This window comes from Streptomyces sp. NPDC050504 (assembly GCF_044458065.1).
In the GTDB taxonomy this organism is placed as follows: domain Bacteria; phylum Actinomycetota; class Actinomycetes; order Streptomycetales; family Streptomycetaceae; genus Streptomyces.
In genome coordinates, this window is sequence record NZ_JBITHO010000002.1 from 188069 (window position 1) to 203746 (window position 15678).

The following is a 15678-nucleotide window of genomic DNA, read 5'->3' on the forward strand; positions in this document are numbered from 1 at the left end:
CGCTCACCCCTCGTCCGAGACGGGGACGGCCCGCGCGAAGCCGCCGTCCACCATCAGGTTCGCCACGGTCTCCAGCTCCGGCGGGTTGCCCGCCAGCCGCTGGAGGAACTCGTCGAAGTCGGCCCCGCAGGGCAGCAGCAGCCGCTCCACGCGCTCGGCGGCCGACCAGTGGGCCGTCTCGGCGCTGTCCCGGGCGTCGTCGTACGCGCAGAACCACACGGAGCCCGCGGCGTCGCCGCGCACCTTCACCGCCAGCAGACCGCCCTGGACGAACGCGACGCCCAGGTAGTCCTTGGTCAGGTGGTCGCGCAGGCACTTGTTGACGTACTCCAGGTCGTTCGTCCCGGCCCTGTCCCTGACCGTGAAGAACGGCTGGTCCACCAGCAGGCCGAGCTCCGCGTCGAGGGCCGCGCCCACCGGCGCCGCGCCGCCCGCCGCCTTCAGGAAGGAGCGGTAGGCGCCCGGCAGGCGGTAGCCGAGGTTCTCCTCGACGCCCTGGACCTGCTGTTCGGTCACCGCGACCGCGCCCTTGGGCAGCCCGAAGTGCGCGGGCCGCGTCTCCTGGAGCGGGCGGGTGCCGCGCTTGCCCTGGTCGACGGCAGCCGTGGCCAGCCCGCCGTGGTGCCGCAGCAGCGCCTTCACCTCGACCGGGACCAGTTCGAGACGGCGGGTGCCTGGCACGTGGTGCCAGGTCCAGCCGTGCGGGGTCGCCACCGCGGGGATCGTGTCCCACAGCTCGTGGCCGTCGCCGGACAGCGCGGCGTTGGCCGAGACGTAGTCCGTCAGGCGCAGCTCGTCGACGCCGAACCCCCCGGGGGGCTCCGCGATCTCCGCGGCGGCGCGCGCGTACGGGGAGAAGACCGGATAGCCGTCCCCGTCCACCCGCACACCCCTGGGGTGGCGGGACGCCCGGACCGGATCCGGGAAGTGCACGACCTGCCCGGCGTAGGCCGCGTTCGGTGGCGCGGCTTGCTGCCCGAGCCGACCTGTCGTCATGGCGGTTGCCCCCTGCTGCGTCCGGCTGGTGGTTCACCACAGCCTATGCGGTGGTGCAACAGCGGGTCCCTCCCCGCCGTCCCGGTAACGAACCGTCACGCCGGGGTGACGGTTCGCCCACGACAGGGCACGATCCACGGCCCCCGCTTCCACACCACCCGCCACATTTGGCAGGCTGTCCCCGCAACTCGGGGGATTGCGGCGGAGGGGACGACAGCACCATGCACACGGCACCAGCAGCACGAACAGCCACAACCGGGGACCCGCGGCTCACCTGGAGCGCCAGCGGCGCGGCCGACGCCCCCGTACTGAGGCATCGCCGGGACGGCATCCTCCCCGCAATCGCGGCGGCACTCTCCGTGAACAACGGACCCACCCTCACCTGCACGGCGGGCAAGGGCGAGCAGCCGCCGACCCTCCACCCCCTGGTGCAGGACTTCCTCGACACGCTCCCCAGCGGACAGCGCGAGCGCTTCACCGGACGGTGCCCCGAGGCGATCCTGCTCTCCCGGCACCTGTCCGCCGCGGAGTCGCAGCGCTCCAAGCGGGCCCAGCGCAAGCCGCTCTCGTCGAGCGAGGCGCGCCGCGCCCTCAAGCACTCCAGGATCACCACCCGCCGCATCCGGGAGGACGGGGACCCGCTGCACGGCAGCTACGCGCCGCCCTGCCGCTCCTGTACGGAAATGCTCGCGCACTTCGGCGTGCGCCCCGTGAACCTCACGACCGCCCAGAACGGCTGACGCTGACGATGATCGACCGCACCTCCGCCACCCGTTTCCCCGTCGCCGTCGACGCCGCGCTGCGCGGCGCCGGGTGGCAGCCCGGACGGTGGGACATACAGCGTGCGGAGGAATGGGCGGACACGCTCCGCGCGCACGTGTCGCCCGCGGGGCACCGGCACCACGTGTTCCCCGCGGCCGTCGAGGCGTGGGCGGAGTTCGGCGGGCTGACCCTCGGCGCGTCCGGGCCCGGCCGCCAGATCGCCCCCGCGCAGGTGCACGTCGACCCGCTGCGCGGTCTGCACCTGGCGCGCACGCTCGGGGACCTGGGGCGGGCCCTGGAGACGCAGATCGCTCCTCTGGGGGAGGAGGGGGACGCGCGGGCGGTGCTGGCGATCGACCTGGAGGGGCGGGTGTTCAGCCTGGACCACACGGGTGACTGGTACGTGGGTCAGGACGTGGGGCACGCCCTCGCGGCGCTCCTGGAGGGCGCCCGTCCGGTCCGCCTGACGTCGCCCTGAGGGCGGGGCGCCGTACCGGCCGTGGGCCGGGTGGGCATGCGCGGCGCGCGCGAATCTTTCGGCGCCCCCGGCAACGGGACCCCACAGGACGGTCCCCCCTACGCCTCGCGGCCCGGCAGGACCGCCGAGACCCGGAAGCCCCCCGCGTCCGTGGGGCCGGACACGAACACCCCGCCCAGCGCCTGCACCCGCTCCCGCATCCCCACGAGCCCGTTCCCCCCGCTGGGCAGCCGCGCCGCCCCCGCCGCGCCGTCGGACCCGGGCGCGCCGTTCTCCACCTGCATGGCGACCTCGTCGCCCCGGTGCGCGAGCCGCACCCGCACCTTCGCGCCCGCCGCGTGCTTGTGGACGTTGGTCAGCGCCTCCTGCACCACGCGGTACGCGGTCTGCTCGACCTCCGGCGCATAGGTCCGCGGCTCGCCGTCGACGAGCATCTCCACGACCATCCCGGCGGCCCGGGACTGGTCGACCAGTTCCTCCAGCTCGGCCAGACAGGGCCCGTCCTCGGCGGCCTGGGCACCGGAGGAAGCGGCGGCTGCGGCGGCGGCAGCGGCCTGGGCGACGGCCGCCAGCGGCACCGCGCCCCCCGTACCCGCGTGCGCACCCGAGGCGGCGGGCGGCGCCTTCACCTGGTCCGCCGCCCGCAGCACCCCCAGCATCTCGCGCAGCTCCGTCAGCGCCTGCCGCCCCATGTCGCCGACGAGCGCCGCGTTCTTCACGGCCTTCGCCGGGTCCTTCGGCGCCACCGCCTGGAGCGCGGCGGCGTGGACGACCATCAGCGACACCCGGTGCGCCACCACGTCGTGCATCTCGCGCGCGATCCGGGTCCGCTCCTCCGTACGGGCCCACTCGGCGCGCTCCTCCGCCCTGTCGGCGAGCAGCGACAGCTCCCGCTCCAGCGAGTCGTTGCGCTCCCGCAGGCTCTCCATGAGCCTGCGCCGCGCGCCTATGTAGAGGCCGAGCAGCACGGGCGGCGCGGTGAGCCCGAGGGCCACGAAGACGGAGACGAGCGGGACGTACCAGGAGCCCGGGTCGAAGTCGGGATCCGCTTCGCCCAGGCTCTGCCCGGTCCGTACGAACGTCACGATCAACGTCCCCACCAGGGACATCCCCGCCAGGGCCGCCGTGATCCTGCGCGGCACCTCGGACGCCGCGAGCGTGTAGAGCCCGACGATCCCCAGGAGGAAGCCCATGGCCGCGGGCGTCAGCGCGATCGCCACCAGCACCACCGCGATCGGCGAGCGGCGCCGCAGGATCAGCACCGAGCCCGCCAACAGTCCGAACAGCACGCCGAGCGGCACGGGCATCCGTACGTCGCCGGCGAACGTCACCCCCTCAAGCGCACATTCCAACGCGGACACCAGTGCGAGCCCGATGTCCAGTACGGCGCTGCGTCGCCGCTCCCACCACCACATGCCGCGGGTGGTCGGGCCCCCGGCCTCCTGGTGTGCCCCCGTAACGGTCATGTCTTCCAGCCTACGGGCGGGGGCCAGTCGTTTTCGGGACGGCCGAACCGGACGGCCGAACGGAACGACCGAACCGGACAGCCGAACCGGACGACCGAACCGGACGACCGAACCGGACAGCCGAACGGGACGGCCGAACCGCCGCCGGAACCACCGATCTTTACCGTCGCCGTAAAGGCACTCGGTACGGCATAGTGTGGGGTGCCACGAAGGCACCTTGAAGAAATGTCCGCTTCACCCGCCTTCAATCCCCCGTGGTGTAATTGGCAGCACTGTGGCTTTTGGTGCCATCTGTTCGGGTTCGAGTCCTGACGGGGGAGCACAAGTCGTCCGGTACGGGCCCCGACCTCCAAGGTCGGGGCCCGTCCGCGTGCCGCAACCGGTCGCCCCGCCCACGTTTCACCTTCGAAACCCCCCGGTATCCTGCGGATGTCACCCACCCGTAAAAGCCGAAGGGCATTCCCGTGAGCGCCAACCGCCCGGCAGCCGTCGTAGTCCTCGCAGCGGGTGAAGGCACCCGCATGAAGTCGAAGACCCCCAAGGTCCTGCACGACATCAGCGGGCGCTCGCTCGTCGGCCACGTCGTCACCGCAGCGGGCGACCTCTCCCCCGAGCACCTCGTCGTGGTCGTCGGCCACGCCCGTGAGCAGGTCAAGGCCCACCTCGACACCGTCTACCCCGGCACCCGCACCGCCGTGCAGGAGGAGCAGAAGGGCACGGGCCACGCCGTCCGCATCGCCCTGGAGTCCCTGGACGGGACCGGCCAGACGCTCTCCGGCACCGTGGTCGTCGTCTGCGGCGACACCCCGCTGCTCTCCGGCGCGACGCTGACCGCGCTGGCCGCGACGCACGCCGCCGACGGCAACGCCGTGACCGTGCTGACCGCCGAGGTCCCCGACTCCACCGGCTACGGCCGGATCGTGCGCGACGCGGCGACCGGCGCGGTCACCGGGATCGTCGAGCACAAGGACGCCAGCGAGGCGCAGCGCGCCATCAAGGAGATCAACTCCGGCGTCTTCGCCTTCGACGGCCAGCTCCTGGCCGACGCGCTCGGCAAGGTCCGCACGGACAACAGCCAGGGCGAGGAGTACCTCACCGACGTGCTGGGCATCCTGCGCGAGGCCGGGCACCGGGTCGGCGCGTCCGTCGCCGCCGACCACCGCGAGATCCTGGGCATCAACAACCGCGTCCAGCTCGCCGAGGCCCGCCGCCTGCTCAACGCCCGCCTCCTGGAGGCGGCGATGCTCCAGGGCGTCACCGTCGTCGACCCGGCGACCACCGTCGTCGACGCCACCGTCACCTTCGAGCGCGACGCGATCGTGCACCCGGGCACCCAGCTGCTGGGCGCCACGCACATCGCCGAGGACGCCGAGGTCGGCCCGAACACCCGCCTGAAGGACACCACCGTCCACAGCGGCGCCCGCGTCGACAACTCGGTCGCCGACAGCGCCGAGATCGGCCCGAACGCCGTCGTCGGCCCGTTCGCCTACCTGCGCCCCGGCACCCGCCTCGGCCTGAAGTCGAAGATCGGCGCGTTCGTGGAGGTGAAGAACTCCACGATCGGCGAGGGCACCAAGGTCCCGCACCTGTCGTACGTGGGCGACGCCACCATCGGCGACTTCACGAACATCGGCGCCGCCAGCGTCTTCGTGAACTACGACGGCGAGAAGAAGCACCACACCACGATCGGCTCCCACTGCCGCACCGGAGCGGACAACATGCTTGTGGCGCCCGTCACCATCGGGGACGGCGCCTACACCGCCGCGGGCTCGGTCATCACCAAGGACGTCCCGGCCGGTTCACTGGCCGTCGCCCGGGGCCAGCAGCGGAATATCGAGGGTTGGGTGGCCCGCAAGCGCCCCGGCAGCGCCGCCGCCCAGGCGGCCCAGGCGGCCGCCGCCGAGGGCGACCGCGAAAGCTGACCGGAAACAGGTGCGTCGGGTTCGGCGTACCGTGATACATGCACACCTATTCGGCCGGCCCACGGCGAGGACCGCGTGGCCGGACAACACGTCTGAGGAGACAGTGCTGTGACCGGGATCAAGACGACCGGCGAGAAGAAGCTGATGCTCTTCTCCGGCCGCGCCCACCCCGAGCTGGCCGAGGAGGTCGCGCACCAGCTGGGCGTAGGCCTCGTCCCTACGAAGGCATTCGATTTCGCCAACGGTGAGATCTACGTCCGCTTCCAGGAGTCGGCGCGCGGCGCCGACTGCTTCCTGATGCAGAGCCACACGGCTCCCATCAACAAGTGGATCATGGAGCAGCTGATCATGATCGACGCGCTGAAGCGCGCGTCGGCCCGCTCCATCACCGTGATCGTCCCGTCGTACGGCTACGCGCGGCAGGACAAGAAGCACAAGGGCCGCGAGCCGATCTCGGCCCGCCTGATCGCCGACCTGCTGAAGACGGCGGGTGCCGACCGCATCCTCACCGTCGACCTGCACACGGACCAGATCCAGGGCTTCTTCGACGGCCCCGTCGACCACCTCACCGCCCTGCCGGTCCTCGCGGACTACGTGGGCGCGAAGGTCGACCGCTCCAAGCTGACCGTCGTCTCCCCCGACGCCGGCCGCGTGCGCGTCGCCGACCGCTGGTGCGACCGCCTGGACGCCCCGCTGGCGATCGTCCACAAGCGCCGCGACAAGGACGTCGCCAACCAGGTGACCGTCCACGAGGTCGTCGGTGACGTGGAGGGCCGCGTCTGCGTCCTGGTCGACGACATGATCGACACGGGCGGCACGATCTGCGCCGCCGCCGAGGCGCTCTTCGCGCACGGCGCCGAGGACGTCATCGTGACGGCCACGCACGGCATCCTCTCCGGCCCGGCCGCGGACCGGCTGAAGAACTCCAAGGTCAGCGAGTTCATCTTCACGAACACGCTGCCCGACCCCGAGGACATCGAGCTCGACAAGATCACGGTGCTCTCGATCGCCCCGACCATCGCGCGCGCGGTGCGCGAGGTCTTCGAGGACGGTTCGGTGACGAGCCTCTTCGAAGAGCAGTAAGGCTTCTTCAGAAGATCGATTTCTGGTGCGGCCTCCCCGCCGAGTAGACTGTTCAGGTTGCTCGGCGAGGGAGGCCGCACCTTTTGGCGCGGATGCTCCGTTATCGACGCGCTCTTCGTAGCAGGCCGCAAGTCGTGGCCGGGTGACCTTCCTTTCCGATTCGTCACCTACGAGGAGTGCCACATGTCCGAGGTCAAGCTCGACGCCGTCATCCGCACCACGTTCGGCAAGGGCTCCGCCCGCCAGACCCGCCGCGACAACCGCGTCCCCGCGGTCATCTACGGCCACGGCGCCGAGCCCGTCCACGTCTCCCTCCCGGGCCACGACCTGATGATGGCGCTCAAGACCGCCAACGTCCTGATCTCCCTGGACATCGAGGGCCGCAACGAGCTGGTCATCCCCAAGGCCATCCAGCGCCACCCGCTGAAGCGCACCCTGACCCACGTCGACCTGCTGGCCGTCAAGCGCGGCGAGAAGGTCTCGGTCGAGATCGCGGTCAACGCCGAGGGCGACCTGGCCCCCGGTGGCAACCTGCTGGAGCACGTCCTCAGCACCATCACGGTCGAGGCCGAGGCCACCCACATCCCCGAGGCCGTCACGGTCTCCGTCGCGGGCCTGGACGCCGGTGCGTCCGTCCTCGCCAAGGACATCGTCCTCCCAGCCGGCACCACCCTGGTGACCGACGCCGACGCCGTCGTCCTGCAGGTCCTGGCCGCGCAGGCCGAGGAGAGCGCCGCCGAGGGCGACGCGGCCGCCGAGGCCTGAGCCGTCTCACGCTTCGCCTGACGGGGCGGCGGGCACTCCTGGTGCCCGCCGCCCCGTTTCCTTGTGTCCCACGGAGTCCCCTACAGAAGGAACGGTCCCGCCATGACGGACCCCACCGCGCCCTGGCTCGTCGTGGGCCTCGGCAACCCCGGCCCCGAGTACGCGGCCAACCGCCACAACGTCGGCTTCATGGTCGTCGACCTGCTCGCGGAGCGGATCGGGGGCAGGTTCAAGCGCGCGCAGAAGGCGCAGGCGCAGGTGGTGGAGGGGCGGATCGGTCCGCCCGGACCGCTGAGCCGCCGGGTGGTCCTCGCCAAGCCGATGTCGTACATGAACCTGTCGGGCGGGCCCGTCGTCTCGCTGCGCGACTTCTACAAGGTCCCCACCGCGAACGTCGTCGCGATCCACGACGAGCTGGACATCGACTACGGGACGCTGCGGCTGAAGCTCGGCGGGGGCGACAACGGACACAACGGCCTGAAGTCGATGACGAAGGCGATGGGGCCCGACTACCACCGGGTGCGGTTCGGGATCGGCCGGCCGCCGGGGCGCATGCAGGTCGCGGACTTCGTCCTGAAGGACTTCTCCGCCGCGGAGCGCAAGGAACTCGCGTACGAGGTGGACCGCGCGGCGGACGCGGTGGAGGCGCTCCTGGCCGAAGGCCTGGAGCGCGCCCAGAGCACGTACAACTCCTAGGGGCGGAAGTGGGGTGCGGCCCCGCGCGGCGGCGTACCGCACCCCGGCCCCTCGGGTCAGCCCGTGTTGCGCAGGCCCGCCGCCACGCCGTTCACGGTGAGCAGCAGCGCCCTCGCCAGCAGCGGGTCCGGCTCCTCGCCCCGCTCCGCCGCCGCCCGCTGCCGGGCGAGGAGGGAGACCTGGAGGTAGGAGATCGGGTCCAGGTACGCGTCACGGATCGCGAAGGTCTGCTGGAGCACCGGGTTGGAGTCGAGCATCCGCTCGCCCCCGGTGACCCGCAGGACCTCCCGCACGGTCAGCGCGTGCTCCTCCTCGATCACGTCGAAGACGTGCTTCAGCTCGTCGGGGACGAGCGTGTCGACGTAGTGGCGGGCGATGCGCAGATCGGTCTTCGCCAGCGTCATCTCCACGTTGGAGAGGAAGTTGCGGAAGAAGTGCCACTTCTCGTGCATCTCCTCCAGCACGGACTCCAGGCCCGCCTCCCGCAGCGCCTTCAGGCCGGAGCCCACGCCGAACCAGCCGGGCACGATCTGCCGGGACTGGGTCCAGCCGAAGACCCACGGGATGGCCCGCAGGCCGTCGAGCGAGACGCCCGAGCCGGGGCGGCGGGCGGGCCGCGAGCCCAGGTGCAGGTCGGCGAGCTGGTCGACGGGGGTCGAGGCGAGGAAGTACGTCGGCAGGTCCGGGTCCTCCACGAGCCGCCGGTACGCCGCGTGCGCCGCGTCCGAGACCGTGTCCATCGCCGCGTCCCAGCGCGCCAGCGACTCGTCGGACTGGCGCGGAGCGGTGTGCAGCGCGGACGCCTGGAGCGTCGCGGCCACCGTCAGCTCCAGGTTCTCCCTGGCCAGCGACGGGATGAGGTACTTGTCCGAGATGACCTCGCCCTGCTCGGTCACCTTGATCTCGCCCTCCAGCGTGCCCCACGGCTGCGCGAGGATCGCGTCGTGCGAGGGGCCGCCGCCGCGCCCGACCGTACCGCCGCGGCCGTGGAAGAGCCGCAGCCGCACGCCGTAGCGGTGCGCGACGTCGCGCAGGCGGCGCTGCGCGCGGTGGATCTCCCACTGGGAGGTGGTGATGCCGCCGAACTTCGAGGAGTCGGAGTAGCCGAGCATGACCTCCTGCACGTCCCCGCGCAGCGAGACCAGCCGGCGGTACGACGGGTCGGCCAGCATCGCGTCGAGGATGACGTCCGCGGCCTTCAGCTCGTCCGTGGTCTCCAGGAGCGGCACGATGCCGATCTTGGCCCAGCCCGCGTGCAGGTCGATCAGACCGGCCTCGCGCGCCAGCACCGCCGCGGCGAAGACGTCGTCCGCGCCCTGGCACATCGAGATGATGTACGACTCGATGACCTCGGGGCCGAACCGCTCGAAGGCCTCCTTGACGGTGTGGAAGACGCCGAGGGTCTTCTCGCCCGCCGCGTCCAGCGGGGCGGGCGTCGGGGCCAGCGGGCGGCGCGAGCGCAGCTCCTTGGCGAGCAGCTTCTGCCGGTACTCGCGCGGCATGTCCGCGTACCGCCAGGACTCCTCGCCGAGCCGGTCGAAGAGCTGGCCGAGCGCGTGGTGGTGGGCGTCCGCGTGCTCGCGCACGTCCATCGTGGCGAGCTGGAGGCCGAACGCCGAGAGCGTGCGGATGACGCGGTCCATGCGGCCGTCCGCGAAGAGACCGCCGCGGTGCGCGCGCAGCGAGGTCTGGATCAGCGTCAGGTCGCGGATCAGCTCGCTCGTGCCGAGGTAGTCGTGGCCCTCCTCGTGCGGGGTGCCCTTGGCCAGGCGCTCGCGGGTGTTGACGAGCTTCTGCCGGATGCAGGTCGCCTTGAGGCGGTACGGCTCCTCGGCGTTGAGCCGCTTGTAGCGGGGGCTGATCTCCGGCAGCCGCTCCAGGTCCGTGCGGAGGGAGGTGAGCAGCTCCTCGGTGGCGCCCGCGTAGCGGATCGAGTTGGAGAGCAGCCCGCGCAGGGAGTCGACGGCCTCGATGGCGTCGGTGATGCCGTGCTCGTGCTGGAGGATCAGCACCTCCCAGGTGACGGCGGGCGTCACGTTGGGGTTGCCGTCGCGGTCGCCGCCGATCCAGGTGCCGAAGGTCAGCGGGCGGGTCCCGGCGGGCAGCTCGACGCCGACCCGCTCCAGCTCGGCCGCCAGGTCCTCCAGGACGTCGCCGACCGCGCCCGCGTGCAGCTCGTCCAGGTAGTAGATGGCGTTGCGGGCCTCGTCGGCGGGCTCGGGCCGCACCACCCGCAGCTCGTCGGTCTGCCAGATGAGGTCGATGTTCTCGGCGAGGCGCAGGTCCTGGCGGCGCCGGTCGGAGGCGATGACCGGGGACTCCAGCAGCTCGCCGATGCGGCGCAGCTTGTTCAGCACGGAGCGGCGGGCCGCCTCGGTGGGGTGCGCGGTGAAGACGGGCCGCACGTTGAGGTTCTTGACCGTCTCGCGCAGGTGCTCGGGGTCCGCGTCCTTGAGGCGGTCGGCGGTGCGGGTGAGCAGCCCGCCCTCGGCGGCCCGCTTGGCGCGCAGTTCGTGGCCGCGGTGCACCTGCTCGGTGACGTTGGCGAGGTGGAAGTAGGTGGAGAAGGCCCGCACCAGCTTGGCTGCGGTCTCCAGGTCGGTGTCGCCGAGCAGCTCGGCGGCGGCCTCGCCGTCCTCGCGGGTCAGGGCGCGGACCCGCTCGACGAGTTCGAGGAGTTCGGGGCCCTCCTGCCGTACGAGGGTCTCGCCCAGCAGGTCGCCGAGGCGGCGGATGTCAGCGCGCAGCTCGGGGCTGGACTCGGCGTTCACGGCGGTGGTCTGGTCGGCACTGCTCACAGGTGCGGCTCCTTGCAGTGGTTGAGAGCACGTCTGGCAGGTAATGCGGACCGCGCTGTCCGACCCACCCAGGATATGTGTCCAGATCCCGGCCGTTGTCCACAGCCCTCTTGCCGTGGGGCGCGTCACTGCCATACTTACGACGCCGTAGGTTACGGAGGCGTAGCCACGCGCCCTCTTCTTCCCTCACCCCACAGGGACACAGTTATGACCACGAGCCCCGATGTGCTCGACTCCACCGTTCCGCAGCAGGCCACCCCTGACCAGGACCCGTCGCAGGACCAGCCGCAGGCCACGCTCGGCGGTGAGCAGAAGCGTTCTCTCGAACAGATCACGCTGCTGCTGTTCATCGTGGTCCCCTTCCTCGCCGTGCTGGCCGCCGTGCCGCTGGCCTGGGGCTGGGGGGTGAGCTGGCTCGACCTCGGGCTGCTGGTGACGATGTACTTCATCGGCTGCCACGGCATCACCGTCGGCTTCCACCGCCACTTCACGCACGGCTCCTTCAAGGCGAAGCGCCCGCTGCGCGTCGCGCTGGCCATCGCGGGTTCGATGGCCATCGAGGGCCCGCTGGTGCGCTGGGTGGCCGACCACCGCAAGCACCACAAGTTCTCCGACGCGGAGGGCGACCCGCACTCGCCGTGGCGCTTCGGCGAGACCGTACCGGCCCTGCTCAAGGGGCTGTGGTGGGCGCACATCGGCTGGCTGTTCGACGAGGAGCAGACCCCGCAGCACAAGTACGCCCCCGATCTGATCAAGGATCCGGCGCTGCGCCGCGTCTCCCGGCAGTTCCTGCTCTGGGCGGGCGTGTCGCTGGCGATCCCGCCGCTGGTCGGCGGCCTAGTGACGATGTCCTGGTGGGGCGCGTTCACCGCCTTCTTCTGGGGCTCGCTGGTACGGGTCGCGCTGCTGCACCACGTCACCTGGTCGATCAACTCGATCTGCCACGCGGTCGGAAAGCGTCCGTTCAAATCGCGCGACCGGTCAGGCAATGTGTGGTGGCTCGCGGTCCTCTCCTGTGGAGAGTCCTGGCACAACCTGCACCACGCCGATCCGACGTCCGCGCGGCACGGCGTGCTGCGGGGCCAGGTCGACTCCAGCGCCCGGCTGATCCGCTGGTTCGAGAAGCTGGGCTGGGCGTCCGACGTGCGCTGGCCGAGTGACTCGCGGCTCGCGGCCAAGCGCTCGGACGGAACGAAAGACCTCACAGAGACGGCATGATTGACGCGTGGTGATCGACGGCAGTTCCAGCAGAAGCGAGAAGAGGCGCGTCCGCCGGGTCCGGATGACGGGCAAGGAGCGGCGTGAACAGCTGCTGGACATCGGCCGGACCATCTTCGCCGAGAAGGGCTACGAGGGGACGTCGGTCGAGGAGATCGCGGCGAAGGCCGGGGTGTCCAAGCCGGTGGTCTACGAGCACTTCGGCGGCAAGGAGGGGCTGTACGCCGTCGTGGTCGACCGCGAGATGCGCCAGCTGCTCGACATGGTGACCGGGTCGCTGACGGCCGGGCACCCCAGGGAGCTGTGCGAGCAGGCGGCGTTCGCGCTGCTCGACTACATCGAGGAGTACACGGACGGGTTCCGCATCCTGGTGCGGGACTCGCCCGTGGCGCAGTCGACGGGGACGTTCGCGTCGCTGATCTCCGACATCGCGACGCAGGTCGAGGACATCCTCGCGGGCGAGTTCAAGGCGAAGGGGTTCGATCCGAAGCTCGCGCCGCTGTACGCGCAGGCGCTGGTGGGGATGGTCGCGCTCACCGGGCAGTGGTGGGTGGACGCGCGGAAGCCCGGCAAGGCGGAGGTGGCGGCGCACCTGGTGAACCTGGCGTGGCACGGCCTCGGGAACCTTGAGGCGCGGCCCCGCTTGATAGGGCACCGCAAGAACTGACGCGCCCCGGCCTGAGGCCGGCGCTCCGGGGTGCGAAACCCTGCCGGGGGCGTTCAAAGACCGCGCGGTTCCCCGCGTCCCTCAAGGGGCGCGGGGAACCGCGCGAGAGTGGCTACTCCCCCGGTGACGGCTCCAGGAACTCCAGGCGGTTGCCCACCGGGTCCCAGGAGTAGAACCTCAGGTGGCCCGGCAGGTTCTCGTCCCATTCGACCCGTGCCCCGTGCACCGCGAGCCGGTCCGCGTACGCCCGGATGTCCCGCACCCGCAGCCCCGGGTGCGCCTTCTTCGCGGGCACGAAGTCCGCCTCCGCCCCCAGGTGCAGCCGCACCGCCCCCGCCCGGAACCAGCATCCGCCGCGCGCCGCGAGCACCGGCGGCTTGGGGACCTCGGTCATGCCGAGGGCGCCGACGTAGTACGTCCGCAGCAGGTCCTCCGCGCCGACGGGCGCGGCGAGCTGCACGTGGTCGACGGCGACGAGCATCAGCGCCCCGCCTCCCCGCTCCTGCGGGCGACGGCGAAGATCCGGCGGAACGGGAAGACCGTGCCGTACGGCGTCGCCGGGTACGCCTCCCGCAGCAGCGCCGCGTACTCCGCGAGGAACGCCTCCCGCGCCTCGGGGTCGGAGTCGAGCGCCGTGAGCACCGGCCGCAGGGCCGTGCCCTTGACCCAGTCGAGCACGGGGTCCTCGCCCCGGAGCGTCTGGAGGTACGTGGTCTCCCAGACGTCCACCGCGCCGCCGGGCCCGACGAGGCCGGTCAGCCGGGTCAGGTAGTCCGCGGGCTCCAGGACCGCCGCCGAGCGGTCCGCAGCGTCCCCGAGGCGCCCGCGCCACCGCGCGGACGTCCGCAGCCCGGCGAGGATCGTGTGACTGGGGGCGGTGAAGTTGCCGGGCACCTGGAAGGCGAAGGTGCCGCCGGGGGCGATGCCCGCCAGCCAGTCGGGGAAGCGCTCGGCGTGCCCGGGGACCCACTGGAGCAGCGCGTTGGAGACGATCAGGTCGTACGGCTCGGACGGCGTCCAGGTCAGCGCGTCGGCGTGGGCGAAGTCGAGCAGGTCGGTGGCGTACGCGCGGGCCCGCTCCAGCATCTGCGGGGAGTTGTCGTAGCCGGTGACGCGCGCGCCGGGCCAGCGTCCGGCGAGGGTCGCGGTGACGTTGCCCGCGCCGCAGCCGAGGTCGGCGATGCGCGGCGCGGACCCGCCCGGCAGCTCTCCGACGCGGGCGACGAGGTCGTGGAAGGGGCGGGTGCGATGGTCCGCGTGGCGCAGGTACTGCTGCGGATCCCAGGTGGCTGGTGCGGTCATGCGCCCAGGATCACCAGCCAAGTATCTTGATGTCAAGAGACTTCACATCGAGGGACCCTCTACACTGATCGCCATGGAGGACGAGGTCGACCGACTGGTCGCAGCATGGCGCCGGGAGCGCCCGGACCTCGACGTGGAACCACTTGAGGTCCTCAGTCGCGTGTCGCGGCTGGCCAGGCACCTCGACCGCGCCCGCAGGCTGGCCTTCTCGGAGCACAACCTGGAGCCGTGGGAGTTCGACGTGCTCACCTCGCTGCGCCGCGCGGGCGCCCCGTACCAGCTCTCCCCCGGGCAGCTCCTCACCCAGACGCTCGTCACCTCGGGCACGATGACCAACCGCATCGACCGGCTCACCAAGAAGGGCCTCGTCGAGCGGCTGCCCGACCCCAGCGACCGGCGCGGCGTCCTCGTCCGGCTCACCGACGAGGGGCGCGACCGCGCCGATCAGGCGCTCGCCGGGCTGCTCGACCAGGAGCGCGCCATCCTCGCCGAGCTGAGCCGCGGCCAGCGCGGCGAACTGGCCGCGCTGCTACGCCAGTTGACCGCCCCGTTCGACAACGTCCCCGGCTAGCTCGGCCGGTCCCACGCCCGCCCTGCGGGCCAGCGCGACCGCCGCGAGCGTGGAGTGCACGCCCAGCTTCCCCAGCACGTTCTGCATGTGCGTACGGACGGTGTGCGGGGACAGGAACAGGCGCTCGGCGACCGCCTTGCGCCCCAGGCCCGCCACCATGCACCGCAGCACCTCGCGCTCGCGCGGCGTCAGCGACTCGACCAGCCGCTCGCTCTCGGTGCGGTGCTTGCGCGCGGCCGTCAACTCCCGCAGCACGCCGGTGAGCAGCGCGGCCGGCAGGTGCGTCTCGTCCCGCAGGACGCCCCTGATCACCGCGAGCAGCCGCTGGAGCGAGCAGTCCTTGGCGACCCAGCCCGACGCGCCCGCCTGGAGCGCCAGCGCGGCGCGCCGCGAGTCGTCCTTCTCGGCGAGCACCACCGTGCGCACCGACGGCTGGCCCGAACGGACCCCGGCCACCAGCGAGATCCCGTCCACCGTGCCCGCGCCGCCCGAGTCGGGCGCGGCCACCGCGCGCGGCGGTCCCGCGGTCGACGCGATGCCCAGGTCGGCGTCGACCAGCATCACGTCGAATCTGCGCCCTTCGGCCGCCGCCCGTTCCAGGCAGCGCAGCGCGGCGGGACCGCTCCCGGCGGCCGCGACGTCCACATCGGGCTCGGCCGCGAGCGCCGCGGCGAGCGACTCGGCGAAGATCCGATGGTCGTCCACCACCAGGACCCGGATACGAACCACAGGTACCCCCATGCGTCGGGAGGCGGATCGGCGCAGGTACGGCGCCCGGAGAGGGATACCCAAAGAGCCGCACGGCCGCCGCCGTGCGTGAAAGCTACCCCCCACCCGGGCGTCGTACCCGACTGTCTCGCCCCCTGAATCAGCACCGGCCCCCACCGGTGCTGTGCATCAGAGTAGAGCCAGGGGCGAGGAGGGGAAGGTAAATCGCAGAACTGATTGGCCGGG

15 protein-coding genes and 1 tRNA gene are annotated in these 15678 nt (G+C 72.0%); 10 read left to right on the forward strand and 6 right to left on the reverse strand.

The annotated features are described in order from the left end of the window. Nucleotides 1-3 precede the first annotated feature (3 nt). Nucleotides 4-996 (reverse strand): SMI1/KNR4 family protein, encoded by a 993-nt coding sequence (locus ACIBNE_RS06705; protein ID WP_399270362.1) that lies wholly within the window; start codon nt 994-996, stop codon nt 4-6. Between the two features lie 221 nt (nt 997-1217). Here ACIBNE_RS06705 and ACIBNE_RS06710 point away from each other — a divergent pair, with 221 nt between their 5' ends. After that, the gene (locus ACIBNE_RS06710; RefSeq protein ID WP_399270363.1) at nt 1218-1736 is read left to right on the forward strand and encodes a YwqJ-related putative deaminase; all 519 of its coding nucleotides are present in this window, start codon (nt 1218-1220) and stop codon (nt 1734-1736) included. An 8-nt stretch (nt 1737-1744) separates the two neighbouring features. Then, a complete protein-coding gene (locus ACIBNE_RS06715; protein ID WP_399270364.1) occupies nt 1745-2236 on the forward strand; it encodes an SUKH-3 domain-containing protein in 492 nt (163 codons plus the stop codon). A gap of 98 nt (nt 2237-2334) precedes the next feature. Here the strand turns inward: ACIBNE_RS06715 and ACIBNE_RS06720 are convergent, their stop codons facing one another. Beyond that, entirely contained in the window at nt 2335-3702 is a 1368-nt protein-coding gene (locus ACIBNE_RS06720; RefSeq protein ID WP_399270365.1) for a sensor histidine kinase, read from the reverse strand. Between the two features lie 248 nt (nt 3703-3950). On the opposite strand from ACIBNE_RS06720, the gene ACIBNE_RS06725 reads away from it, so the two are divergent. From ACIBNE_RS06725 to pth, 5 genes are all read left to right on the forward strand, one after another. Next, nucleotides 3951-4022: transfer RNA gene (locus ACIBNE_RS06725), tRNA-Gln, on the forward strand. Between the two features lie 144 nt (nt 4023-4166). Next, the gene (glmU, locus tag ACIBNE_RS06730; RefSeq protein ID WP_399270366.1) at nt 4167-5624 is read left to right on the forward strand and encodes a bifunctional UDP-N-acetylglucosamine diphosphorylase/glucosamine-1-phosphate N-acetyltransferase GlmU; all 1458 of its coding nucleotides are present in this window, start codon (nt 4167-4169) and stop codon (nt 5622-5624) included. A gap of 108 nt (nt 5625-5732) precedes the next feature. Further along, on the forward strand, nt 5733-6707 hold the full coding sequence (locus ACIBNE_RS06735; RefSeq protein ID WP_399270367.1) for a ribose-phosphate diphosphokinase: 975 nt from the start codon (nt 5733-5735) through the stop codon (nt 6705-6707). A gap of 183 nt (nt 6708-6890) precedes the next feature. Continuing rightward, nucleotides 6891-7472, forward strand: coding sequence for a 50S ribosomal protein L25/general stress protein Ctc (locus ACIBNE_RS06740; protein ID WP_399270368.1), 582 nt, complete (start codon nt 6891-6893; stop codon nt 7470-7472). A 102-nt stretch (nt 7473-7574) separates the two neighbouring features. Next, on the forward strand, nt 7575-8168 hold the full coding sequence (pth, locus tag ACIBNE_RS06745; RefSeq protein WP_399270369.1) for an aminoacyl-tRNA hydrolase: 594 nt from the start codon (nt 7575-7577) through the stop codon (nt 8166-8168). A 56-nt stretch (nt 8169-8224) separates the two neighbouring features. Here pth and ppc read toward each other — a convergent pair whose 3' ends face one another. Next, entirely contained in the window at nt 8225-10966 is a 2742-nt protein-coding gene (gene ppc / locus ACIBNE_RS06750; RefSeq protein WP_399270370.1) for a phosphoenolpyruvate carboxylase, read from the reverse strand. A 207-nt stretch (nt 10967-11173) separates the two neighbouring features. Between ppc and ACIBNE_RS06755 the strand changes: the two genes are divergently transcribed. Continuing rightward, complete coding sequence (locus ACIBNE_RS06755) at nt 11174-12184, forward strand: acyl-CoA desaturase (RefSeq protein WP_399270371.1); 1011 nt, start codon at nt 11174-11176, stop codon at nt 12182-12184. A gap of 7 nt (nt 12185-12191) precedes the next feature. Beyond that, nucleotides 12192-12851, forward strand: coding sequence for a TetR/AcrR family transcriptional regulator (locus ACIBNE_RS06760; RefSeq protein ID WP_399270372.1), 660 nt, complete (start codon nt 12192-12194; stop codon nt 12849-12851). A gap of 112 nt (nt 12852-12963) precedes the next feature. On the opposite strand, the gene ACIBNE_RS06765 is transcribed toward ACIBNE_RS06760, so the two are convergent. Both ACIBNE_RS06765 and ACIBNE_RS06770 read right to left on the reverse strand, forming a co-directional pair. Further along, nucleotides 12964-13332, reverse strand: a complete 369-nt coding sequence (locus tag ACIBNE_RS06765) for a VOC family protein (RefSeq protein WP_399270373.1) — start codon at nt 13330-13332, stop codon at nt 12964-12966. Then, nucleotides 13332-14153, reverse strand: coding sequence for a trans-aconitate 2-methyltransferase (locus ACIBNE_RS06770; protein ID WP_399270374.1), 822 nt, complete (start codon nt 14151-14153; stop codon nt 13332-13334). The genes ACIBNE_RS06765 and ACIBNE_RS06770 overlap by 1 nt, the downstream gene beginning before the upstream one ends. Before the next feature lie 73 nt (nt 14154-14226). Here ACIBNE_RS06770 and tamR point away from each other — a divergent pair, with 73 nt between their 5' ends. Then, entirely contained in the window at nt 14227-14724 is a 498-nt protein-coding gene (gene tamR, locus ACIBNE_RS06775) for a MarR family transcriptional regulator TamR (RefSeq protein ID WP_399270375.1), read from the forward strand. Here the strand turns inward: tamR and ACIBNE_RS06780 are convergent. Continuing rightward, a complete protein-coding gene (locus ACIBNE_RS06780) occupies nt 14683-15465 on the reverse strand; it encodes a LuxR C-terminal-related transcriptional regulator (protein WP_399270376.1) in 783 nt (260 codons plus the stop codon). The two genes, tamR and ACIBNE_RS06780, sit on opposite strands and share 42 nt — an antisense overlap. Nucleotides 15466-15678 lie beyond the last annotated feature (213 nt).